The sequence below is a fragment of the Haloarcula sp. S1AR25-4 genome, assembly GCF_031624555.1.
GTDB classification, from domain to species: Archaea; Halobacteriota; Halobacteria; order Halobacteriales; family Haloarculaceae; genus Haloarcula; species Haloarcula pellucida.
Genome location: NZ_JAMQOR010000004.1, coordinates 348,966 through 372,639 on the forward strand (window position 1 = coordinate 348,966; position 23,674 = coordinate 372,639).

Sequence of the window (23,674 nt, forward strand, 5' to 3'; positions counted from 1 at the left end):
GGTCGGCTCAGATGGTGTTTTCAGCGTGGCTGTTCGGGTCGTCGATATCCCGCCGTTCTACGCCAGCAGTGGGCCGGTCCAACACTGGCTGTGGTTCGTCCGTCGCGTAGCCGAGCACTTGATCTCCTTCCTCGAGATGCGGTACCGAGACTGACTCGCCACTCTGTCGCAGCAACCGGACGTGACTGTGGTCCTGGACGATCGCCGCGACCGTCCGGGTTTCGCACGTGGCGATGAGCTGCGTCAGCGGGCGCTTCTCCAATAGAATCCTGCCGACGGTGACCTCCCGGATCGAGCCGTCCACGTTGAGACACGCCACGGTGTCGCCCATCCCCAGGTCTGCCAGGTAGTTCCAGCTCGCTTCGTCCGTCCAGACGTACGAGTGGATGGCGCCAGCGTTGACACGAAAGGGGCGGGGGACGCTTCCGGGGGCGCTCTTGCCTCCGCATTCACGAACAGTCCGCCAGCGTTCGTCGATCCGACGATCATCCCCTCCGCTTTGCCCATCAGTGTCGTCGTGTCGATACAGCACCGGATGCCGGTCCCGAGCTGTTCGATCGTCTCGATCTCGAAGGCCTTGAGTGGGATCGCAGTGTCGGACGGTTCTTTGGTGATGTTCACGTACTCCGAGAACGCCGCTGTCTCCGGAGACGAAATCATGACACCGCCGGAGGAGCCATTCATCGTGTTGACGACGGACTCCGCCTCCGACGGGGATCGAACGCCACTGATAACGGACAGTTCCGTCTCTCCGACTGTCTCGAGCAGTGATTCGAACCGCTCTACCTGAGACGCGTCGGGCACCACGAGATACCGGGCCTGGTCCGGGATCTGCTCGACGAACATCTCGGGGGACGCACTCGAGACGGCGTCCTGATCGAGTCGATAGGCGATCGAACAGCCGTGGCTCAGTGCAGTGCCTATCTGGCCCTCGTCGGAGACGATCGCGATATCCGCCGCGTCGAGACAGTCAGGGCGGTCGGAGTCGTACGGGACGACTCGAGAGATGCTTGCAGGCAGTTCGTACGTGTCGACGGTATCGGCGGACAACACGATAGCGTCAAACGAGAGATCGAACGCTTCGTAAAGCTCGAACTGACTGGTTTCGTCCACGACAGTCGAGTCGAGCCAGCACTGTTTCGCTGGCATGATGTGCAACAATTATTGATAGATCAACCAAATATAAATAAACAACTTTGGAATATTACAAGCATGAGGGGGAAACACCCTATCGACCCACCCGTTATGTCTTTTCTCGGCGGAATCGCCTTTCAGACGTACGCGTGAGACTAGTGTATAGACGATGTCCGAATCGAGGACGAGTAGAGACGGACCCTCGTGACCGGGCCACAGCTCTACGGAGAGAGCAGCGTCCCAGTGTGTCGCTGGTTCCCTCCGAGTGCGGATGGAACCGTAACGGCCGGCAATAGCCATCCGGGGGTCGTCTCAACGGCGAAGACGCCGTGGCGGTGATCACTCGACGGCCCCACTTAGACAGCGGTAGCGGACTTGTTTTATAATGCACCAATCCGACATTAATAACACAGAGTAACAGTTAGATATTTAAATAACTCTGTCGAAAAGACAAATAATGTCGACAGATAGTACGAACCACTCACGGGACGAGTATTCTAGAGAACGAGACGATAATGCCAGGTTCAACTCTAAACTGGTAGAGGTACTCGGCTCCACACCGTTCATAGCGACCAAACTGGATACGTTCATGGACTGGGCCCGGTCCTCCTCGATGTTTATGTTCCAGTTCGGAATCGCTTGCTGCACCATCGAGATGATGGGAGGCCTCGCTGTTAAGCACGACATCGACCGGTTTGGGGCCGGTGTTCCCCGCTCCTCACCACGGCAAGCAGATTTACTGGTCGTTCCGGGCACCATCGTCTCGAAGTTCGCCCCTCGGATGCGGCGGCTCTACGACCAGATGCCCGAGCCGAAGTTCGTCGTCAGTATGGGTTCGTGCACCATTTCGGGCGGCCCCTTCCAGGAGGGGTACAACGTCGTCCGGGGAGCGGAGGAGATCATCCCCGTGGACATCCACGTCCCGGGGTGTCCCCCCCGTCCCGAGGCGCTTCTCTACGGGGTCGCCAAGCTTCAGGAACGGACCGCCAACGGCGAGTCATCGCCGGTGACGGCCAAACCGTACGAACTCGAACGGTTCGGCGACCTCGAACAGGACGAACTCGTACAGCACCTCGCGGACGAGATCGACGAGGATGACCTCGTCATGCGGTACAACTGGAGTGAGTCAGCATGAGCCTGGAGGTGCCTGAACCGAGTACATACGACGACGTCGGCGTGACCGAGGACGGACTCGATTACGACGCGCTCGAATCGCTGCTGGGTGAGGCGGTAACCGGTCGCGAATCTCACGCTACCACCGAGGCCTTCGTCGTCCGAGCGGACCGGGTCGCCGACGCGTTGTCGGTGCTGAAAGAGGAGGCTGGGTTCGACCACTGCTCGTGTGTGACGGCACAGCAGTACGAAGACCGCTACGAGAGCATCTATCATCTGAAGAAGTACGAGGACCCGACACAGGAGCTCGCTATCGTCGTTCCGACGAGTACCACGGATCCAGTAAGCCAGAGCGCTGAATCCGTTTACCGAACCGCGGACTGGCACGAGAGAGAGGCCTACGACCTCATCGGCATTGAGTACGACGAGCATCCCGACCTGCGTCGGATCCTTCTGCCCGAGACGTGGCAGGGCCATCCGCTCAGCCTGGACTACAATCAGGACAAACCCCAGATCGTTACCCTCCGCGAGCACGAAAACGCACTCGAGGGAGACAGTCGCGGCGAGAGCGACACGATGTTTCTCAACATCGGCCCGAATCATCCCGCCACACACGGCGTGCTCCATCTCAAAACGACGCTCGACGGCGAACAGGTCATCGACGTCGAATCCGACATCGGCTACCTCCACCGCTGTGAGGAGCAGATATGTCAGCAGGGAACCTACCGGCACCAGATCATGCCGTATCCCGACCGGTGGGACTACGGGTCGGCGGGCATCCTGAACGAGTGGGCCTACGCGCGTACGGTCGAAGACCTCGTCGGCCTCGACGTACCCAAGTACGCACAGGTCATCCGCACGATGGGCGCAGAACTCTGTCGGATCGCCGCACACCTCCTCGCACTGGGGACGTTCGGTCTCGACCTCATCGGCGAATTTACCGCCGTGTTCCAGTATGCGTTTAGCGACCGTGAGACGGTGCTGGATATTCTGGAGGATCTCACTGGGCAGCGGTTGATGTTCAACTATCTTCGACTCGGTGGTGTGGCGTGGGACCTCCCCGAACCGAGAGAGGAGTTCTTCGAGAAAATAGAGCACTTCCTCAACGAACTGCCACACAAACTCGAGGAGTACCACGACCTCGTCACCGGAAACGAGATCCTTCAGATCCGGTGTATCGACGTCGGCAATCTCGATCCGGCGGTCGCGAAGAGCTACGGCTGTACGGGCCCGGTCGCCCGCGGGTCGGGTATCGACTACGACCTTCGGCGTGACGACCCCTATGGATACTACGACCAACTCGACTGGAACGTCGTGACAGACGACGGGTGTGATAACTACTCACGCGTCCTCGTGCGCCTCCGTGAGGTCGAAGAGTCAGCGAAGATCATCGCCCAGTGCGTCGACCTCCTCAGGGATTGGCCCGAAGACGACCGCGAAATCCAGAGCAACGTTCCGCGGACGATCAAACCAGAGAGCGACCGCGAGATCTACCGCGCAGTCGAGGGTGCGAAGGGGGAACTCGGTATCTATATCCGTACCAACGGCACCGACAAGCCCGCGCGGTTCAAGATCCGAAGCCCCTGCTTCTCGAACCTCCACGCGCTTCCCGAAATGGTCGAAGACGCTCACGTCCCCGACCTGATTGCGACTCTCGGGAGTCTCGACGTGATCCTCGGCGAAGTCGACCGGTAAGTTCCATGGGAACTGACGTGTTCCGGCCTCCTACGGTGCTGGCTTTCGAAAGCGGGCGAAGTAACTGATCCGTCTCCCCACCCGCCGTTCGAATCGAAAGCCGACCGATTCACATCGGTCACGGAGCGTGCCGAACCGGACCATATCCGGATCCGCGATCGATTCGCCCACGACGAGCCGCCCGCCCGGTCGAAGGACACGGTACAGTTCTTCGAGCGCCTGCTCCTGGTCCGGGATCTCACCGATCGTCGACACCATATACGCAGCGTCGAAATTCTCGTCCGGATACGGTGGCTCCTGTGCGTCCGCATGGGTCACAGTGATTCCGTCGACACCCTGCTCTCGGGCTCGCTCTACCGTGTGATCGAGCATTGGCTCTTGCACATCGAGGACGTGTAACGAGCCGTCCTGATCGAGTTCTCTCGCGACGGGGAGGCTGTAGCGGCCTGTTCCAGGGCCGACTTCGAGAATGTGTTCGCTGGATTCCGGGGCAAGCACCTCCTGTAACTGTGATCGTTTCAGGAGACGTGGCAGGTCGAGCACGTGCCGCTGTTCATACGGAAGCGGGGCTGGATCGTTTCGCTTCTTGAGTACGAATGCAACCGCGCTCCCGATAGCGAGAGCAACACCAGTGACGAGAAGTTTCGATCGCCGTCTCATTTGTTTCTCAAAGCAACTTATCGTATTTTAAACTGATAAATCTACTGGACGGATCCCCACTCTAGGCACGAACGGGACGCACTGCCGAGTCGATCTGAGAGCGGGTCGCGGCTGTGGGACGAGGGTCTATCAGTCTGGGTATGCGAGCGTCGTTAGCGCAATCTCGGGGCTGTACGACGGTCCCATGTGGTGATGCTCGAACGATGCGAAGCCTGCGTCATCGAACATCCGGTCTACCTCCTGCTCGTCATAGAACAGCATGATCGCGTCGGCGAGCTTCTGGAAGATGAACGACTCGGGATAGTTCGGACCAACGATGAGTACAGCCCCAGTCGGTTTCACGACCCGGCGACACTCCCTGAGCGCGGTGACAGGGTTCGGCCAGTACTCGATCGAACCGGACGACCAGACCAGATCGAACGAGTCATCCGCGAACGGGAGCCGTTCGGCGTCCCCCCGGTAGAACTGAACGGGGCCGTCTGTGCCGAACTTCTCCCTGGCCTTCTCCAACTGGTGGGCGCTCTGATCCAGCCCATGGACGTCTTCTGTGTGCCGGAGCAGTTCCTCAGTCGCAAAGCCCGTACCACAGCCGACGTCCAGAACGCAGTCGTCCGGTTCTATCTCCACCAAATCGACTGCCTCCCCGCGCATCTCCTCGGTCCAAAACAGCGTGTTGACCGTGTCGTACACCTTCGAGAGATACTTATAGAACAACCGCGCCCGTGCCTTATTTTCGAGTATTCCCATTAGTTTAAGCTAATTCTTCAGGAGTATAAAACTACTGAGCGATCTGCGAACGATCCAGTCCCCAGTACGGAAACGACGCTGCTGTCACGCAGTTTCCCGTCTGGCTACGCAGATGAACGACCGATACACACGCGGGCTTTTCGGAGGCCGTCGAGCACCGATCCGGACTGTTGGAATATATCGACACAACATTCAATAGCAGTCGCTCGTTCGGTTCTTTTATGTCAACTACATCATTGTATGAAAGTATTTTTGAATCGGATAGAAGTGCCCTGTACAGCGTCTACAAATCCATCATAAACCCATACGTCACGTACACGTTGTACCCGATGTCCTCGATGACGCTCGGGCTCCTCATCGCGTCACTGCACCACGGCTGGGACTGGACGATCTGGGTGGTGGCGATGGCACATATGTGGTTCTACGACGAGGGGATGAAGTCCGTCGACCTCTCGGCAGACGACATCAATCTCGACGTCAACTCGGACATACAGTTCGCCATCGGGGCACTGATGATACTGATCGGTTTCAGTTTGGCAGTCGTACTCGCCTCCTGGACGACCATCTGGTACGTTCCGTTCGTGCTATTCCTGACTTCGTTGGGACTTGCATACAACCTCGAGTGGTTCGGCGGCGTCTTCCACGACCGGCAGTACGTCACTGGGTGGGGTAATCTGGCGTTTTGTCTGGGATGGGCGCCGGCAGTGTGTGGCTACATGCTCCTCGCCCAGAACGTGAGCCTGGGGATCGTCGTGTTCGCTATCGGTCCCATGCTCGTGAAGGGAACGATGGGGTGGATCGAGGAAGACATGAAAGACACGCTCTACGAGATGAAGGGGATCAAATACGACCGAGCGACGCCGACGGACGTCGACCGGATGAAGCGACGCTCGCTCAACAGCCAGGTGCTCAACATCGCTTCCTTCGTCTTCATGGCAATCGGCCTCATGATCGAACTCGACCACGTCGCGGTCGCATAAGTCCCCGGACGTGATCGACGAGCCAGATCCACGACAGCCACCACCTGACATCTCCAATGAGCCAGACACCGTCTCGTCTCGATGGCGTTCCGATTCTCGGAAACGCACATCAGGCGATCAACCCGCTGGACTTCGTAGAGCAGTGTCGAGACCACCCGTCACCAGTCGTGCGTGCACACGCTGGACCGAAGACGCTGTACGTCGTCGTCCAGCCACGACTCGTCAGGGACGTCCTCAACTCACGTGACGGCCGCTACCGAAAGCCAGAGCACATTCGCTACGGGATCGACAACTTCGGCGGCGAAATCGACCCGTCGGTGGTGTCACAGACCCGTTCTGCGTGGGAGCCTGTCATGTCGAGCGACGGCGTCCAGGCGTATGCAAAGACGCTGACGGGGCTCGTCGACGAGCTTCTCTCCGGATGGGACACCGGAACCGTCCGAAACGTCCACGAGGAGTTTCGGGAGCTGTGCCTTCGGCTCGCGTGTGAGCTCTTTCTCGACGTAGAGAGTCCACTCACCGGCTCACAGTATTCGGAGATGGTGGACGGGTTTAGCCAACGGTTCTCGCCGAAGAACGTGGCGATCCACGAGGTACTGCCCGACTGGGTCCCGAGGCTGTCACAGCGTGAGCATCGCACGTCCCGTGCCCATCTGAAGACGTTTCTCGACGGTCTCCCCACTGACCCAGAATCGACGAACGGAATGCTCCTCTCGTCGCTCCTCGACGCGTCGGCGGACCCGGACTCGAAAATCAGCGAGTCCCTGGCCCGTAACGAGGTTGGCGTACTGTTGATCGGTGCGATGGAGCCGTTCGCTGTTGGTCTCGCCATCGCCTGTCATCAGATGGCCGTCCGTCCAGACGTTCAGACGGAGATGCACCGGGAAGCCCGAGAGGTCGTGGCGGGCACGACGGCTTCGCTCGGCGACATCCGGGAGTTACAGTACACCGAGCAGGTGTTCCGAGAGACACTGCGGCTTCACCCCCCGTTGTACACGATGTTCCGGGAGACGGCTGCTGCCGTTTCACTGGGGCCGTACGACCTCGAGTCTGGTGCGCAGGTGTGGCTCCCCCAGTGGGCGATCCATAGAGACGCCAGTCATTTCGACGACCCCGAGACGTATGACCCTACTCGCTGGGCTGGTGAGAACGACCACAGTCCGTTCGCGTACTTCCCGTTCGGTGGTGGTCCGCGACACTGTCCGGCCCGACGGTTGTCACTCATGCTCGCCAAACTCGTGTTGGCGACGATAGCGCTCCGGTACGAGGTTACCCCGGCGACTACCGAGACCCTAGCGGTCCGTCCAGAACTCGCCCTTCGGCCGACGAGTGGTGTCGATCTAGTCTTCTCCGGCCGCGAATGAACCCGTTCCGTGCTGAAACCGTCGATCCTGTCCCCGACGCGGGCAGACGTCGACTGGCTGCTGAACGTGCGTGTCGGAACCACAGGAGCGACCGTACTGCTCACACTAGACAGATTCAGCTAGTCGCGTGAGGTACCATCTCGACCGTATTTTTCGGTTGGAACGCGAGACCCGCAGAGAGAGATCGGTGAACTCACGTTTCCTGTTCCGACTGTTGATCTGGCCTCAGTCCCACAGAGCGAGGAGCCCTCAAAAGGGTCGCGTCATCGGATGAGTGTCTCGAAGATGGTGTCGTCGAACTGTGTGCCGCATACGGGGCAAAAGACGCCGGCGACGCACGACAGTCTCTCGACCTGCTGATGACGACAGGCGACCTGGCCCGAGAGCAGGATACCGACGGTATCTCCGATAACCTGATCCGGGACAAGAGAAGTGCTGGAACGCGGCCGAATTCACGAGGGTAGTACTGGTCTCACCCAACACGGCCGCCTAGTCCTGTATGCATTACTCACCCTCGAGCGGCAGGGCGAAACGCCGGTCCAGTCGAGAGACGTTCGATCTCGATACACCAACGTCGCTGAACAAACCGGTGTCGACCCGCTCGTCACCCCTGATAGCCGGGGCGTCGGAGTCTACCAGAACCTCGTTCGCCAGCACACCCACATCGACTTCGCCGAGTGGGACGAGTTCCTAGAGCTGGCGCTGACTACGAGGTGTGGCTATCCTGAGACCGACCGTCGCTTCCAAACGTGTCGTCTGTGGCGTCAATTCGGGTCGTAAGGATTCGTCGCTGTGTCGAGCCGATAGACGTCCTCGACTGCGTCAAAGTTGTCGTCGAACGCATAAAGGTATCCGAGCCCCTCGGTTTGCATATACGCGATAATGCAGGCATCGACGAAGGAGAGGGGGTCGTGTTGGCGGAATCTGGATTTCCCCGTCGCGAGGGCGTCGGTGGTGAGTGAGTCGATGTGGAACCGGGCGTTTTCTTCGATGCGATCGAGAAGATCGACTGCTGCGTCGTGGCCGGCGTGGGACGTGAGGCCGTTGAGCGTTTCGGCGAGTACGTAGTCGAGGACGACTGCCTCCGGAAGTGTTCCATCGTCGATGCCACGGAGTACCGGGAGCGCGGCATCGTGGGAACTATCCCGTTGGTATGCGGCTGCAAAGAGGACCGTCGTATCGATGAGTGCACGGGGCATTTACTCGACGTCGACGCCCCAGGCGTCGTGGTCGCTGGTCACATCGGTCGTCGCCTCACCAGCGTAGCCATCGAAGTCGGCGAACGTGCCCGTTTGCTGTCGGATAACGTGAACTCGGATGCTCCCGTCGTCTTCGAGATGCCAGCGGAGCTGATCACCGTCGTCGATATCGAGTTCACGTCGAATCCGGGCTGGGATGTTTGCTTGGTTCCCCGATACTTTGCTCTCGGCGTCGACCCTGTCGCTGCTCATACCTACTGGTAGGTGACCGGCCGTGAAAAGTCTAGTGTGCCATCACACTACGTAGTGCTACGAGAGAGATGCCGATAAAGTTGCTCTGTTGAATAGAGGGATGGCGTCGGGATCATAGTGCAGAGGAGGGCCGTTCGATGTTGGAGACGGCGAATTTGAGAACGCATTCTCGGAACACACGGTACCAGGCCTGCGCTCGCCCGGTGGATCGTGCGAGCGCTTGACCACGGAGAAGCACGTCTCTGCCATCCATCGCTTGTTGTACAGAGATCACAGCGGTATACGCACAGGAACGATTCTCCCCGGTGAGCACAACGAGACATATTCGACCGAAAGAACAATAGATCAGTCTGACAGTCATCGGCGATATGCACGCTGCTAAAGGATTCTTCGACAAGTGGGCGGCTTTCTACGACGACGATTACGAGGAACAGGCGATCGGGGACGTTGAGTTCTATGTTGACTTGGCTCGTCGTGTGGATGGTCCTGTGTTGGAAGTCGGTTGTGGGACGGGACGGATCTATCTTGAGCTATTGCAGGCGGGCGTAGATGCGTATGGGATCGATATCTCCGAAGAGATGCTTGACGTCTTAAAACGGAAAGCCGCGGACGCTGGGCTCACTCCGAACGTTTGGCAAGCCGACATGACCGACTTCACTCCACAACGAGAGTACGCGCTGGTCATTGTCCCATTCCGCACGTTCCTCCACAACATCACGGTGGCGGACCAGCAGGCTGCATTACAGAACTTCCATCAAGCGCTCGGATCAGATGGACGTCTCGCGCTCAACTTCTTTGTCCCGAGTTTCGAGGTCATCTGTGAGAGCTATGGCGAACCGGAGACACGAACGTTCACACAGGACGGCAAGGAGTACGTCGTCACGGATGTGACTGATATCGAAAACGAAATCGAGCAGATCGTCAAAGCAGAGCGAACAGTCAAACACGACGACGAGGTGCTTCAAGAGGCGACGTTCCGGTTGACCCTCATTTCGAAGACCGAATTTGAACTCTTACTGGGGACGACGGGCTGGAGTAATTGGACAGGATACAGCGGGTTCGAAAGGGAACCCCTCGATGATGGGGCCAAAGAGATGGTCTGGATCGCTGAAAAGTGAGTACCAGCCATGTCCAGCTACGACGCACTGCAAAATTCACGCTGTGTATTTAGCAAGACTGCTGAAACCTATCACCGATTGAGTATTTCAACAGAGCTATACCAGCCGAAACATACTACCATCACGTTATGTTCGAAGAGTTTGAGCAGGAATATATCGAGACCGACAGCGCCGATATCGCTCTTCGACGAGGAGGTAACGGCCCACCATTGGTATTGCTCCACGGATACCCCGAAACTGGGGCAATGTGGAATGAGGTCGCACCACAACTAACCGACCAATTTTCGGTCGTTATACCTGATCTCCGTGGGTACGGCCGCAGTAACGGGCCAGTGTCCCCCTCGACAGCAGATTACTCGAACCGGGCGATGGCTGAGGACGTGGTCACTGTCATGAGCGAACTTGGTTACGACCGGTTCCAAATGGCTGGTCATGACCGCGGCGGTCGGGTCGCCTATCGTCTGGCACTTGATCATCCTAATCATGTCGAGCGTCTCGTTACTTTAGACATGATTCCGACGCTAGAATCAGTTGAGCGGATGACGTGTGAAGCAGCATTGGTGAGATTTCACTGGTTTTTCATGGCCCAGCCCCACCCGTTCCCAGAAACACTCATCGGAACCGATCCCGAGTACTATATTGAGTACATGCTCGGGAGGTCCGGACTTGATATCTTTGCCGATGAGGCACTTAACGAGTATCGCGAATGCTTTGACGACGATGACGTTATTCGTGCCACTTGCGAGGATTACCGTGCTGGGTTTAGCATCGATCCCGAACACGACCGGGCAGACAGAGAAGCGGGGAATCAAATCGAGTGTCCGATGTTAGCGCTCTGGGGTGAGACTGGGTCACGGAAAGGACGACCGACGGATATACTCGGAATTTGGGAGTCGTGGGCAAAGGATGTTCGAGGTCACCCGCTCGATTGTGGCCATTACTTGCCTGAAGAGGTACCGGACGATGTGGCACGCGACCTCAGGTCGTTTTTCCAAGGGAGATAAATGGATTTTCACTGGCTAATGGCGTGGTTTTCGGGGTTAATATTGACGATGTAATGGTCAACGAGAAATCCTACTGGACCACTCCAGATTGAAAAAGTTCAGATATCGTTGGGTCCGAGTATCCAGCGTCCGTGGATATAGTACACATACCTCCACCAAGTTCAGGAACTGACTCGCGCGTTTGACGTGGTGGCTCTGAGAATTCAATAGGGAAAGCCGACTCATTTCTACTCCACTCCCTTCTGTCACTAATTTTTCCTTTTTGTACTGTATATATTCCTCTACCTTGGATATATTTTGTTCGAGTTCAGATGAATTACGCCTTTTAGATTCTATTTGGACTAGCTCGGCGTTGATACTGTCTCTCTGGACGTCTAACTTCCAAAATTCTCTTTAATTTCGTCTGTGTCGACTGATCGCATGATAGTTTCTCGGAGATCGCCTCCTCTGGCAACTGAGTGACGTGCTTCACTGGGTTCTAATACTGGTGCCTATAATTCACATGATTCCAGACACAAAAGAAGGTGTAGCGACGTTGGGGAACGTCTCCGTCGAAGACTCCCACAATATCTTGGCGGAGGTCGACGATGACGACGCAAAAGGTACTCTCGACGCTGATCTACGCGTGGTTTCCCGAAGGAAAGCTCCCGTCACTGCCGGAGACGGGCGCGTAAGATAGTATCAAGCTCCGTAATGCGGTCAGAAACAGCGGTGAGGCGTTCTCTCACCCGTGTGCAGGGAACTTCAACAGCGACACGACGCCGTTTGCTCGACATACGCCAGACCGAGTTCGACGAGAAAGTCTGCGCTGGCTTGGACAACACTTCAGATTTCACTGCCAACAACGTGCAGGAATTCGTCGAGGATACACCGTTTAAACTGCGTCGTTCTTGTGGCGCAGATTGTTGGTGAATCAGAGCGCAGTTTCGAGGCTGATTTTGGGCGCTTCTTTCCATGGTTTTCGGTAGACGCGACCGCGGAGCTGGAACGCGTGAAATACGGTGTGAGCTTGGCCTTGGAGACGCCTCGATGCGTGAGAGCCACGTGTCGCTGGCGCTATGGTGGCTCTCGAACGCATTCACGTGTGCGTCGACGTCGGCGTATTCACCGTCTCCGTGGACGACGTATTCGTGGTCGAACGCGTCGTTCTTCTCGAGTGTCTCATGGGACCGAAAGCAGTCAGTATAGACGGTGAGCGACTCCTGCTGGCGGTCGGTCAGCAGGAGTCGATTCGTCGGCGGCGTTCGCTGGGAGCACGTAGCGGGGCTGCTCCCGCGACCGACGAGAATGAACACGGGAGATTGTCCTTACTGTGCGTTCCGCGTCCACGCGTGGAGAGGCCACGAGCGCGAAGCAGTGGTTACGACGGTTCAGACACCACTATAACCACGAACGACCGAACCAAGCGCTAGATGGCCAAACTCCTGCTGAGGTGATTCAGAACTAGACAGTGCCTCGCTATCTATTATCCAAATCAAACACGACCAATGAGACGCCCTCTTTTTTCAGGACTCCGAATATCCACGGTCCTGATGCTTGATGACTGGGTCTGCGTTCTCGAACTCTCTGAGATACTCGAGAAGTCGATCTCTCAGGGAGGTCCTCACGTCTCGGTAGTTCGGTCGACCGGCAAGGTTGACGTGCTCGTCGGGGTCCTCCCAGAGATCGTAGAGGTAGCGTTCAACGTACGTGTCGCTCGCTGGATCACCATTCCCGCCGCGCCAACCGGCCGTTTTCGGAGCTGCGACGGCGTACTTCCATCGATTGGTCCGAATCGCCCTACCGATCTGAGACTCGCTAATTTGAATGAACACGTCACCGTTTTCGTCGGGTTCGTCACCCCTTACGACGGGCAGTATACTGTTACCGTGTAGTTCTTTATCTATTTGCAATCCCGCAGCATCCAGCAACGTGGGTGGGAGATCGATAATACTTCTTGGATTCTCTATGTTAGTACTGTTTTCAAACCCGGGCCCGGACAGTATCGCTGGTACCCTGACAGCAGACTCGTGGGCTGTGCGCTTATACTCGCCTGGCCGTGTCCGGAAGTGACAACCGTGGTCGGAGGTATAAGCGAAGACTGTGTTCTCACGAATACCGCGGTTGTCAAGTGCCGTTAGCAGATCGTCGACAGACTCGTCCAATCGCTTGACCATTCCGTAGTAGTCAGGAAGTTCATCGTACCAGTCACCAGGATATGGCTTAAGATCACTTGGCACGGAAGGGTTCGATCCGTATCGCTCAGCGTAGTCCTCTGGCGCGACAAACGTCCACATATCGTTCTGATGGTGTGGCTCGAGATAAGAGACGACGAGAAAGAATGGCTCCGACAATGTGTCCAGTGCCTCGATACCGAACTCTGTGAAGGCGTCTGTCCGGTACGTGTCAAACGTGATTTCATTCCCCGCTTCATCGTAGAGGTAGCCCTCGGTCGGATGGGAAGTGAACTCTGGAACGTCAGCCGCCCGCCAAAAGTCGGTGTATCCACCACGCTGCGACTCTGGAACCGGATCTTCGAATGTCCCAGAGAGGTACCAGCCGCCCACGAAGCCGACGTCGTATCCTGCGTCAGCAAACCGCTCAGGGAGTGTCCGTATTTTTTCATCCAGGGTCAGTCCACTACGCCAGACACCGGTCTCGGTCGCAAACATCCCTGTCTGGAAGGTGGCTTGGAACGGTACACAGGCTGGTTGTGGTGTTATCGCCTGCTCGAGTACCGTCCCACGCTGACCGAGGTCGTCAAGGGTTGGTGTAAGGTCCATTGGGGAATTGTAGAGTCCCAGGGTGTCCCATCGTTGCTGGTCGGTCAGCACGGCCAGCACGTTGGGCTGTGACACTCGCTCACTCATCTGTGATCTTTCCCTTGGCGCATCCGAGGACACGTTGCGTCAGAACTAGGTCAGCGTTCATTGTATCACCTTGCCCCTAATGGAACTGGCTGTACTGCCAACGATACTCGGATAGTCGTACTCCGACGACTCTGTACGCATTCGGTCGGCGGGCCCCGAGATCGTCACTGCCCCGATAGCGTTCCTATCCGCATCGGTGATCGGTCCCGCGATACAGTGTCGTTCCGGATTGAACTCGCCCATGTCGTGAGCCAGTCTGTCATCCCGGACTGACTGTAGTTCATCACGGAGGGCGTCTTTGTCGGTAATCGTGTTCTCGGTGTAGTCCGTCATTTCGTAATTGTCCAAGATTGCGTCCCGTTCTTCTTCTGGCAAATAAGCGAGAATTGCTTTCCCTCCGGCAGTAGCAGGTAGTGGTACGTGCTCCCCCTCGAACAGTTCTGTTTTCGGTTCGACTTCGTCTCTAATTCGAACGAGGTAGACACCTCGGGTCCCTTCTTTAATCATGATGCTGGCAACTTTTCCCGTCGCTTCCGCTAACTTCTTCAGCGGCTTATGCGCAACCTTGTATAGCTTCATGCGGGCGCGTACACCCCCGCCCAGTTCCATGAACCGGACACTCAATCTGTACCGCCGGTTTTCTTTGACGACGTAGCCGAGTCGTTCGAGTGTTGTGAGGTGCTTGTGGATCGTCCCACTCTGCAGCGATAGTTCGTCGGCCAATTCACTGACACCGACGGACTCACGCCCTGCCATCGCGTCGATAACACGGAAACTTGTCACCGTCGTCCGAGCGACGGGGTCCTCAAATTTGTCCGGGTCCGGGATTAATTGTCTTGACACATCGTAGCGATCAGTCGCCAGCGCAATAAATGTATTCATATATTGTGAAGAACCCCCTCCTTCGGCAGCAGTCAGCGTCCTTCGGAACCAGAAATAGACGTTAGAACAGCCAACGTAGGGCATATCGACGGTTTGTGACCATATTCATATATCGTGAAAACTCGGTCTCTCCGCCAGAAGTCAACGTCCTTCGGAACCAGTAATCGACGTTAAAACAGCTTAGCCTATAGCGCAGATTGATGGGTTCGTAATCCCGAGAGCCGACACTACTCCGACTGACTCTCGCCGATTGATTTGGTTCCGGGCCGATCGCTGTCGGTGGGCAGCTGCCCGAATCAGAATAATGGGTGTACCTGTGTTACGCCAATAGCGGTGTCGTCGTCTACAGGGCGATCGTTGCCCTGTAGACCCGCTCAGTCCGAGCCTGCCATACAGTCTATTCATGATATATGAATGCAGACGCTGTCAACACAATTCCTTGTGATGTCGTATCGTATCAAGCTATTCAGTATCGTCCTGACTCAGATAACCGTTCGAATACGTTCGTGTGGGCCAAGACTGGCACAGCCATCATTCATGATACGTGAATGCTTACTCGGGGATCATCTACGACCAAGGACAAAATGGTCTGTGAGCACCGAACGAGACTGTTCAAAACGGATTCGCTGTCGGTGGCGCGTCGGTTATTCGAGTCGCGGGAGGTACGCTTCGTTGGCGGCGAGCAGTTCTTCGGTCATCTCGTGAATCTCCGGCAGGGTCAACTGGGCCGCCGTGAGCGGGTCCTGTTTGACCGCGCGGTGGACCTTCTCGCGGTCGTTCTCCAGTGCGCCCTCGACGGCGAGTTGCTGGACGGCGACGTGTTGCTGGGGGAAGGTGCGGACGGAGTTGGGGAGTTCGCCGACCGAACACGGGTGGAGGCCGGTGCCGTCGACGAGGACGGGGACCTCGACGCAGGCGTCGGTCGGCAGGGACTCGATGGCGTTGGTCTCGTTGCTGACGTTGAGGTTGAACCGGCGGGTGGTGTCGGTCTCGATGGAGTGGATGAGCCGTGAGGCGTACTCCTCGGAGCGTTCGACGCCCACTTCGTCTAGATCGACGCCCAGTTCCGGGTCGTCGCGTTCCTCAGAGCGTTCCTGCCACCCTTCGAGGTACGTCGCCGTGGGCATCCGTTCGGCGTAGTCCGTGCCGGTCAGCTCCTCGATGGTGTCCTCGTCGGTCCGGAAGTACGGGACGTACTCGGACATGTGGTGGGAGGATTCGGTCGGGAAGTAGCCGAAGTGTTTCAGCATCTCGAAGCGCACGGTGTCGCGTTCGTACGTCTCGGGGTCGTCGTAGGCCTCGCGGAGGGCGGGATAGACGCTCTCGCCGTCGTGTGTGGCTTCGAGGAACCACGCGACGTGGTTGACGCCCGCGACCCAGTACTCCAGTTCGTCCTCGGGGACGTCGACGTAGTCGGCGATGGCCTCGGCGGTGTGGGGAACACTGTGACACAGCCCCACGGTCTCGATGTCGGTGGCTTCGAACATCGTCTGACAGAGGATGGACATGGGGTTCGTGTAGTTCATCAGCAGGGCGTCGGGACACAGTTCCTCCATGTCGTTGGCGAGGTCGAGCATGGTCGGGATGGTCCGCAGGCCGCGGAAGATGCCGCCCGGGCCGATGGTGTCCCCGATGGCCTGCTTGACGCCGTACTCCTCTGGGATGCGGATCTCGTTCTCGAAGGGCTCGGTGCCGCCGACGTTGATCATGTTGAGGACGTAATCGGCGCCGTCGAGCGCCTCGACGCGGTCGGTGGTCGATTCGACCGTCGCGTCGAGGCCTTCGTTCTCGACCATCGCCTCGGCGACGCGGGTCGTCTGGTCGAGTCGATGCTCGTCGATGTCCATCAACGCGATGGTACTGTCGTTTAGGTCGTCGAACGAGAGGATGTCCCCCACGAGTTTCGTGGCGAACACCATACTACCCGCTCCGACGAAGGCAATCTTCGGCATGCATACTACCCTGTTGGTGAGGGGGTAATAAATGTATCCCTGCTGACTCTCCGTTCAGTAGAGAACCTGTGCGATTCGAAAATCTCTGTCGACGGCGGCACGGTTCGAATCTGCGGCTGATGGCTTCTCTATGTCAGCGCTCTGCTTCCGGCCTGTATACCTCCGTAATAGAGCTGTGATGGAGCTGATACTGACTGGACACCGGTCGGCTGTGTTTGGGAACTGGCCGACTGTAGGTGTATAGTTCCATGCCAACGTAAAATATAAATGCCTACAATTAGTCTGTCGAGCCGGACAGACAATGTCTAAAAACCGTAGCATTAGCCGTCGGCGTCTAGTAAGTACGATCGGTGCGAGTGTCGCAGCAGGACTTGCGGGGTGTAGCGATTCCAGCGATCGATCAGAAGCAACTAACACGTCTGGTAAAGAGGGGGGCTCAAACAGTACTACGCAAGGTGAAAGACTCAACGTAGCGAGCTGGGGAGGTGACGTCGAGTCAGATATCGTTACGAGTATTCTCGAGGATTACGACTCTTCCAATCCGAATGTCAATGTGAAGTACCAGAACATTCCCTTCGGTGAATACTCGACCAAGCTGAAGACACAGTTTTCTGGGGGGACCGAACCCGATGTCTTCTACTTAGCATCGGGATCGGCGCCACAGTATATGCAAAACAGTGCGCTACTTGCGTTGGACTCTTATGTCGAGAACTCGGATGGATACGCGTACGACGACGTTCTGGACAATCTCCTCTCGGCGTTTCAGTATCAGGGGAAGACTTACGGGATTCCGAAGGATTTCACACCGGTTGGTCTCTTTATGAACGAATCGCACCTCGAGGAGGCAGGGGCGAATACCTCACCGGAGACCTGGAGTGGCTTTCGCTCCGCACTTGAGGCGGTTAAGACGAGTACGGACGTCGAGTACCCATTCGCGTTCGGAAGCAGGCCCCGAAACACCCTCGTTCAACTCATTTGGCAGAACGGTGGACGTATCCTCTCCGAGGATAACTCGGAGTGTGTCGTCGGGTCTACGGCCGCTATCGAGGCACTACAGTACCTCCTTGACCTCCGTAGCGATGGGCTCGCGGCAATATATGGGAACGAAATCAGTCCGACTTGGGCTGCGCCCTCGCTCGGCAAAGAGAGAGTGACGGCCGCTATGACAGGTGCGTGGTCGATTTCGACACTGAAGGAAGAATATGGGTCAGTCTCTGACTCTCTCAAAGTCGCGAATCCGATGCCTATCCCGAACGGTGGTCAGCAATCGACGATAGTTTTCACAACGTCTTGGTCAGCTTCCGCACAGCAGGAGACCAAGCAGGCCTCGGCGGCCTTGGTTAAGTCTCTCACCAGCAAGGAGGGCATGTGGAAGTGGACGAAAACCGGGACTGCACTGCCTGCACGGAAGTCACTGCTCGAAAAAGACTTTTACGACGACCGGCCGCTACTCAACGGCCTGGGTAACCTGGCAGACGACGGACGGCCATTCCTCTTCGGGATTCACCACTCTGAGGTCGTCGATACGGTCATGTCCGAAGTCGAAGGTGCGGTTACCGGCGCTAAGTCACCCGACGCAGCGTTGAAAGACGCTGAGCGCCAACTCAACAGTGACGTGTTCTAAACACGATGGCAGACACCACACTTACCGACGTTAAGAAGCGCTTCGAGAGTGATGGAAACGACGTGGTCGCCGTCGACGAACTGAGCCTCGATATCGAGGACGGCGAGTTTCTCGTACTCGTCGGTCCGTCTGGGTGTGGGAAGTCGACGACACTGCGACTCATCGCTGGTCTCGAAACCATTTCCGACGGCGAAATCAAAATCGGTGACGACGTCGTCAACGATGTCAAGCCTAAAGACCGTGACATCGCGATGGTGTTTCAGAACTACGCGCTGTATCCTCAGCGAACCGTCCGCGGGAACATGTCGTTTGGGTTGAAGATGTCTACCGACCTGCCGGATGAAAAAATAACTGAGCGGGTCGAGGACGCGGCAGAGCTGCTCTCGATCACGGACCTGCTCGACCGTCGTCCCAAGGCACTCTCCGGTGGTCAACAGCAGCGGGTAGCGCTAGGCCGAGCCATCGTCCGTGACCCGGAACTCTTCCTCATGGACGAGCCACTCTCGAACTTGGATGCAAAACTTCGGACACAGATGCGTACAGAACTGCAAGAACTCCACCAACAGCTCGGCGCCGCGACTGTATACGTAACCCACGACCAGACCGAGGCAATGACGATGGGAGACCGTATCGCCGTCCTCGACGATGGTCAACTCCAGCAGATCGGCACGCCGATGGAGTGTTACTACGAACCCGCGAACCAGTTCGTCGCTGGGTTCATTGGCTCTCCCTCGATGAACTTTATCGAAGGGGTGTTCGTTGATGGGCTTATCCACTTGGACCTGTTCCGGTATCCCCTCACTGACGAACAGCGGGCGGCGATCGAATCTGAAGACTCGAACTCGGTGACAGTAGGGATTCGACCGGAAGACATCGAACTCACCGACGAAGACGGGCCCCGAACGGTGGAGATGGACGTCAATGTCGTCGAGCCGATGGGGAGCATGAATCTGCTGCACCTCGAACGGAGTGGTGTCGAGATAACCGCTTCCGTCACCGGCGAACACATCGTCGACGAGAGCGACTGTGTTCGCGTCCGGTTCCCCGCTGATCGCATCCATGCGTTCGACCGACAGACTGGCGCCGCCGTATTCAACCGTGAGCGGAGTGCTGATCGGCCACCGGGGATTCTCAGTAGAGAGGAGGTGCCTAGCCATGGCCGTTGATGACAAGACCGACTCTGTCACTGTCCGAACGAGAGTCACCCGGTTCAGGCAGTCCCTTCCCAGTTTCGGACATGCCGATCAGAACAACCTCGCCGGGTTGCTTCTCATGCTCCCGAACTTTGTGGTGTTCTCCCTGTTCCTCTTAGGACCGGTACTGTTCGCGCTCTTTCTCTCCACACAAGATTGGAACGTGTTCACAAGTTCGGGAGAGTGGGCGTGGACGACGCTCTTCGGCGTTCGCCTTCCCATCCAGAACTACGTCGAAGTCCTGACTCCGTGGCCTTGGGAGAACAATTGGGCGTCACTGCGGAGTCCGTCGTACAACCTCTGGTGGTTCGCGCTTCGGAACACCATCGCATATGTCGTCGTCGTCGTCCCGACACAGATTATCGGTGCCTTCCTCTTGGCACTGGCGCTCGATATGCGCATCCGTGGAAAGAAACCACTCCGGGCAGCCTACTTCATGCCTGTGATGCTGACGTCCGCCGCAAGCGGCGTCATCTGGCGGTGGCTGCTCGCGAACAAAGGCGTGGTCAACGAGTTCTTGCGCCCGTTCGGGCTCGCGAATGCGTGGGCGAACGATCCGGGGACAGCGCTCGGAAGTCTCATGCTCATCGGCCTCTGGGGCGGTATCGGATTCAATATGATCTTCTATCTAGCCGGGCTCCAGAGCATTCCCGAGGAGCTCTACGAAGCCGCGCGCATCGACGGTGCAACTGGTTGGCAACGAATCAAAGAGGTCACGTGGCCCAACCTACGGAACACACACTTCTTCGTCATCGTGCTCTCCATCATCGGCACCTTCCAGGTGTTTGGTATCGCGCTCGTCTTCGCGAAAGGTGGCCCGTATCACGCGACGACGACTACTGTCGTTCTCATCTACAAGACAGCCTTCGAGAACAGTAGTTACGGGAAGGGAGCGGCGATGGCGTTTATGTTGTTCGCTATCGTGTTCGTGTTCAGTTATTATCAGTACCAGCTCAACCAACAGAATGAGGTGTCATACTGATGCCACGCTCGAACTACGACTATCCCGGATACGAACGGTCGGGCACCACCTACTGGACGAAGACGACGCTCCTCTACGCTGGAGTTATTGGCGGAGCACTTCTCTGGTCACTCCCGTTCTGGTGGATGCTAGCGACATCTGTAACGGCGAATCCATCGGCGGCATCGATTACACTGCTGCCATCGAACCCCACACTCGATCACTACGAGGCGCTGTTCAGTACCCAACCAATCGGCAAGTGGTTCTTCAACACTATCGTCTTCGCGGGCTCTGTCACTGCGTTCAACCTCATCTTCGACAGCCTCGCCGGCTATGCACTTGCAAAGGTGGATTTCATCGGCCGGGAGAAATTCTTCCTCCTTTTCATGTCGACGATGATGATACCCGCGATGGTGACCCTTATCCCAGTGTACGTATTCCTCGCCAAACTCGGTTGGGTGAACACCTACCAAGGACTCGTTGCACCGATGATAGCCAATCCGATTGGCATCTTCCTTTTGCGACAGCATTTCAAAGGGATGCCATCGGCACTTGGCGACGCCGCGAAGATCGATGGATGTAACGAACTGCAGACATTCTACAAAGTATACCTGCCACTGGCAAAGCCAGCACTCGCAACGCTGGGTATCTACACGTTCATCATGACGTGGAACAACTTCCAGTGGCCACTCATCATTGCCAGCGACGACTCCATGTATACCCTTCCAGTTGCGCTATTCAGCGTTCGAAATCAGTTCTTTACCGAATGGGGACTCGTGATGGCCGCGGCGGCAATCATCGTGATGCCGGTGATACTCGTCTTCCTTTCGGCCCAGCGGTACTTCATTCGAGGAATGACCCTCTCGGGTGTCAAGGGCTGACTGGCCCGGTCGTCGCTTTGTATTATCGGCGTACGTATCCGAATCGAATCCTCTCGGCCCCGTCGCCGAATAGTTCTTCGAAAGCAACGGTTTCGGTCACAGCAAGTATTCCGGGACCCAAGAGGACGAAAGCCGGTGGAAAAATCTGCGAGAGTGAAATTACAAACCCGCCCCAGACGAAGTAGAGTACGGTGAATGCAGGCTCTTCAGCGAGGCTGTAAGCAGCGCTCTCCATCGTGTACCGGAATCCCGATCTGTCCTCTGGGACAGATCTCATCCGAATACTGGCAGCCCTGAACAGCCAAATAAGGGCAATGACGATTAGATACAGGCTCAGTAGTGCCCAAAGGAGCGCAAGAATGTTCCCGCTTGTAGCACCGACTACAAGGTAGAGATATCCACCACCTACAAGTACAATAAGCAGAACGCTGTACGGCAGGCCAGCGAGTATGTTGTTACGCCACTCAGAGACAAACGTCTCGAAGCGCTCTCGCTCGCTTACAGGTCTCCCTTTCGACTCAGAGGAGATAATCTCGATCCACATCTCACTGAGTGCTAGAATCGATGCACCGAGAGTAACTACTGGAATCGAACCGAGGATGACCAGTGGACTCGACCAACCAATCGTGAGTGCGTCTTTGTAACTCACCCGTATAATGGCACGACAAACATCCCCAAGACTGGTATCATGTTGGGCCATCGTCTGTATATCGTTCTCTCCAGTCGATACATCATAGTGTTTGCCATCGTTTGCTCAGAGTGCCGTAGACGAGTAACACACCAAAGGTGGGGTGGGTGCCGAGGTCGAACGCCTGTAGAAACCCGTGAAATGATTCATGCTGTGTTTAGATTACTCTGTTCTGTATCACTCAAATGCAGCAGCCAACTGGCCCGCATATACTCCCGTCAAAGCTTCCGAGCGCGCGAATCCGAGAGATATTCTGTAGGACGACGTCAGCGCTGGCACTGCCCTGTTCGGTCGCGGTCTCGTCGAGACTGCCGAGAACGACGTCGAGTGAGTCGGAATAGGCGTCGTACCGGAATCGCCGCCCCATCTTCGGTGCTGGCGACACGCCGTCGATTTCGGCGGGCAAATCCGCACGGTCGGCGAACCGTGTAAATCTGTCCCAGACCGTCCAACGAGAGACTAGCCCACCCGAACGATGTGGAGACGGAAAGAGGTAGCCATCCCAGTCGTCGTGAGCAGCAAACGCGGCGAGACAGCCTTCGGGTACGTCCTGTCCGTAGCGCAGCGAACCTCGACGGCGAACCCTACGAACTGACACTCACTCGGGGAGATAGTTGCGTTCGACGGCGACTGGTACCTCGGCGACCCTGAAGTTGCTGACCGCTTTGCGTTCCTGTTAGAAGCCAACGAAGCACGCCAATCGATCGCCAGAGCGGACGATCTCCGAGAGATCATCATGCGTCCCGTCGACGCCGATGAGATTGAAGAGAGGATTAGAAAGTCGAAAGGACGATATCAACGGCGAATTAGCCCGTACTGAATCCAAAAAAGCGTGGGCTATCTGATCTCGCAACGCTATTCCCAGATTAGAGGGGAAAAGTCAGAACAAGAGGAAGATATTAGAGAATAAAGAAAGTGAAATGGAATAGGATAGCACGAAATCGAAGAAGACTGGCAAGATATGGAAGAGTTTGAGGCAAACTCGATGAGATCTCGTCTACCTGCTCGGATATCGGCCCGACACGTCGCCAAATCGAACGCCACTCGCGGGCGCTCGCCCGACTGCTCAGCCGCGAATTATGGAAGCGGTTGACCCGCATCGTGAGGGTATGAACCCATCTCTCGATCAGGTTTTAGTCGGTGTAGTTGACCCGACTGCTCAACCCGAGTCGTGAGAGGGCAATCCGATAGCCGAATTAATCGACGAGAAGCACAGCGTCCGAGAGATCGTGTCTCTCGCGGAGACGATGTCTGCGCGCATTCTAGCCGATTCACTCGACGACCTGCTCACGTCCCAAACGGACTCGACTAGACAGTGCCCATCGCTCGTGTGCAACAGATCCCAACGCCTGTGATGGGGGCATATCCGTCGACCGCG

At 56.8% G+C, this 23,674-nt stretch carries 18 protein-coding genes and 6 pseudogenes; 13 read left to right on the forward strand and 11 right to left on the reverse strand.

Annotated elements, in window-relative coordinates; translation table 11 throughout:
• Nucleotides 1-7 precede the first annotated feature (7 nt).
• Nucleotides 8-1,149 (reverse strand): annotated as a pseudogene (locus NDI85_RS18490) (3-dehydroquinate synthase II).
• A 442-nt stretch (nucleotides 1,150-1,591) separates the two neighbouring features.
• Between NDI85_RS18490 and NDI85_RS18495 the strand changes: the two are divergent.
• Together NDI85_RS18495 and NDI85_RS18500 are read left to right on the forward strand one after the other, a co-directional pair.
• On the forward strand, nucleotides 1,592-2,269 hold the full coding sequence (locus NDI85_RS18495; protein ID WP_310916599.1) for an NADH-quinone oxidoreductase subunit B: 678 nt from the start codon (nucleotides 1,592-1,594) through the stop codon (nucleotides 2,267-2,269).
• Entirely contained in the window at nucleotides 2,266-3,942 is a 1,677-nt protein-coding gene (locus NDI85_RS18500) for an NADH-quinone oxidoreductase subunit D (protein WP_188997677.1), read from the forward strand. The genes NDI85_RS18495 and NDI85_RS18500 overlap by 4 nt, the downstream gene beginning before the upstream one ends.
• 30 nt (nucleotides 3,943-3,972) lie before the next feature.
• Here the strand turns inward: NDI85_RS18500 and NDI85_RS18505 are convergent, their stop codons facing one another.
• Nucleotides 3,973-4,602, reverse strand: a complete 630-nt coding sequence (locus NDI85_RS18505) for a methyltransferase domain-containing protein (RefSeq protein WP_310916600.1) — start codon at nucleotides 4,600-4,602, stop codon at nucleotides 3,973-3,975.
• Nucleotides 4,603-4,731: 129 nt separating this feature from the next.
• Nucleotides 4,732-5,349, reverse strand: coding sequence for a methyltransferase domain-containing protein (locus NDI85_RS18510; protein ID WP_188997681.1), 618 nt, complete (start codon nucleotides 5,347-5,349; stop codon nucleotides 4,732-4,734).
• 338 nt (nucleotides 5,350-5,687) lie between these two features.
• Here NDI85_RS18510 and NDI85_RS18515 point away from each other — a divergent pair, with 338 nt between their 5' ends.
• The 3 genes and pseudogenes from NDI85_RS18515 to NDI85_RS18525 all read left to right on the forward strand — a co-directional run.
• On the forward strand, nucleotides 5,688-6,329 hold the full coding sequence (locus tag NDI85_RS18515) for a hypothetical protein (protein WP_310916601.1): 642 nt from the start codon (nucleotides 5,688-5,690) through the stop codon (nucleotides 6,327-6,329).
• 56 nt (nucleotides 6,330-6,385) lie between these two features.
• A complete protein-coding gene (locus NDI85_RS18520; RefSeq protein ID WP_310916602.1) occupies nucleotides 6,386-7,693 on the forward strand; it encodes a cytochrome P450 in 1,308 nt (435 codons plus the stop codon).
• Nucleotides 7,694-7,950: 257 nt separating this feature from the next.
• A pseudogene (locus tag NDI85_RS18525) lies at nucleotides 7,951-8,299 on the forward strand (hypothetical protein); the annotation flags it as partial.
• A gap of 158 nt (nucleotides 8,300-8,457) precedes the next feature.
• Here NDI85_RS18525 and NDI85_RS18530 read toward each other — a convergent pair.
• Nucleotides 8,458-8,892, reverse strand: a complete 435-nt coding sequence (locus NDI85_RS18530; RefSeq protein ID WP_310916603.1) for a PIN domain-containing protein — start codon at nucleotides 8,890-8,892, stop codon at nucleotides 8,458-8,460.
• Nucleotides 8,893-9,144 (reverse strand): AbrB/MazE/SpoVT family DNA-binding domain-containing protein, encoded by a 252-nt coding sequence (locus NDI85_RS18535; RefSeq protein WP_188997689.1) that lies wholly within the window; start codon nucleotides 9,142-9,144, stop codon nucleotides 8,893-8,895.
• 368 nt (nucleotides 9,145-9,512) lie between these two features.
• Between NDI85_RS18535 and NDI85_RS18540 the strand changes: the two genes are divergently transcribed.
• The 3 genes and pseudogenes from NDI85_RS18540 to NDI85_RS18550 all read left to right on the forward strand — a co-directional run.
• Nucleotides 9,513-10,262, forward strand: a complete 750-nt coding sequence (locus NDI85_RS18540; RefSeq protein ID WP_310916604.1) for a class I SAM-dependent methyltransferase — start codon at nucleotides 9,513-9,515, stop codon at nucleotides 10,260-10,262.
• 128 nt (nucleotides 10,263-10,390) lie between these two features.
• Nucleotides 10,391-11,266: an alpha/beta hydrolase gene (locus NDI85_RS18545; RefSeq protein WP_310916605.1), complete on the forward strand. Its 876-nt coding sequence runs from the start codon at nucleotides 10,391-10,393 to the stop codon at nucleotides 11,264-11,266.
• Between the two features lie 593 nt (nucleotides 11,267-11,859).
• Nucleotides 11,860-12,148, forward strand: a pseudogene (locus NDI85_RS18550) (IS630 family transposase); the annotation flags it as partial.
• 31 nt (nucleotides 12,149-12,179) lie between these two features.
• Here the strand turns inward: NDI85_RS18550 and NDI85_RS18555 are convergent.
• Nucleotides 12,180-12,617, reverse strand: a pseudogene (locus NDI85_RS18555) (transposase); the annotation flags it as partial.
• Here NDI85_RS18555 and NDI85_RS18560 point away from each other — a divergent pair.
• Nucleotides 12,597-12,713, forward strand: a pseudogene (locus tag NDI85_RS18560) (integrase core domain-containing protein); the annotation flags it as partial. The pseudogenes NDI85_RS18555 and NDI85_RS18560 sit on opposite strands and share 21 nt — an antisense overlap.
• 58 nt (nucleotides 12,714-12,771) lie before the next feature.
• Here the strand turns inward: NDI85_RS18560 and NDI85_RS18565 are convergent.
• The 3 genes from NDI85_RS18565 to melA form a co-directional block, all read right to left on the reverse strand.
• Complete coding sequence (locus tag NDI85_RS18565; RefSeq protein ID WP_310916606.1) at nucleotides 12,772-14,115, reverse strand: sulfatase-like hydrolase/transferase; 1,344 nt, start codon at nucleotides 14,113-14,115, stop codon at nucleotides 12,772-12,774.
• Between the two features lie 57 nt (nucleotides 14,116-14,172).
• Complete coding sequence (locus NDI85_RS18570; RefSeq protein WP_310916607.1) at nucleotides 14,173-14,958, reverse strand: IclR family transcriptional regulator; 786 nt, start codon at nucleotides 14,956-14,958, stop codon at nucleotides 14,173-14,175.
• A gap of 683 nt (nucleotides 14,959-15,641) precedes the next feature.
• On the reverse strand, nucleotides 15,642-16,949 hold the full coding sequence (melA, locus tag NDI85_RS18575) for an alpha-galactosidase (protein ID WP_310916608.1): 1,308 nt from the start codon (nucleotides 16,947-16,949) through the stop codon (nucleotides 15,642-15,644).
• Between the two features lie 301 nt (nucleotides 16,950-17,250).
• Between melA and NDI85_RS18580 the strand changes: the two genes are divergently transcribed.
• Genes NDI85_RS18580 through NDI85_RS18595 form a run of 4 tightly spaced genes read left to right on the forward strand, consistent with a single transcriptional unit; the run spans nucleotide 17,251 to nucleotide 21,608 of the window.
• Nucleotides 17,251-18,573, forward strand: coding sequence for a sugar ABC transporter substrate-binding protein (locus tag NDI85_RS18580; protein WP_310916609.1), 1,323 nt, complete (start codon nucleotides 17,251-17,253; stop codon nucleotides 18,571-18,573).
• A 5-nt stretch (nucleotides 18,574-18,578) separates the two neighbouring features.
• Nucleotides 18,579-19,739: an ABC transporter ATP-binding protein gene (locus tag NDI85_RS18585; protein WP_188997702.1), complete on the forward strand. Its 1,161-nt coding sequence runs from the start codon at nucleotides 18,579-18,581 to the stop codon at nucleotides 19,737-19,739.
• Nucleotides 19,729-20,748, forward strand: a complete 1,020-nt coding sequence (locus tag NDI85_RS18590) for a carbohydrate ABC transporter permease (protein WP_188997704.1) — start codon at nucleotides 19,729-19,731, stop codon at nucleotides 20,746-20,748. The genes NDI85_RS18585 and NDI85_RS18590 overlap by 11 nt, the downstream gene beginning before the upstream one ends.
• The gene (locus NDI85_RS18595) at nucleotides 20,748-21,608 is read left to right on the forward strand and encodes a carbohydrate ABC transporter permease (protein ID WP_188997706.1); all 861 of its coding nucleotides are present in this window, start codon (nucleotides 20,748-20,750) and stop codon (nucleotides 21,606-21,608) included. Before NDI85_RS18590 ends, NDI85_RS18595 begins: the two co-directional genes overlap by 1 nt.
• A gap of 22 nt (nucleotides 21,609-21,630) precedes the next feature.
• Here NDI85_RS18595 and NDI85_RS18600 read toward each other — a convergent pair whose 3' ends face one another.
• A complete protein-coding gene (locus NDI85_RS18600) occupies nucleotides 21,631-22,257 on the reverse strand; it encodes a hypothetical protein (protein WP_310916610.1) in 627 nt (208 codons plus the stop codon).
• A gap of 938 nt (nucleotides 22,258-23,195) precedes the next feature.
• Nucleotides 23,196-23,546: pseudogene (locus tag NDI85_RS22365) on the reverse strand (hypothetical protein); the annotation flags it as partial.
• Between the last annotated feature and the right edge of the window lie 128 nt (nucleotides 23,547-23,674).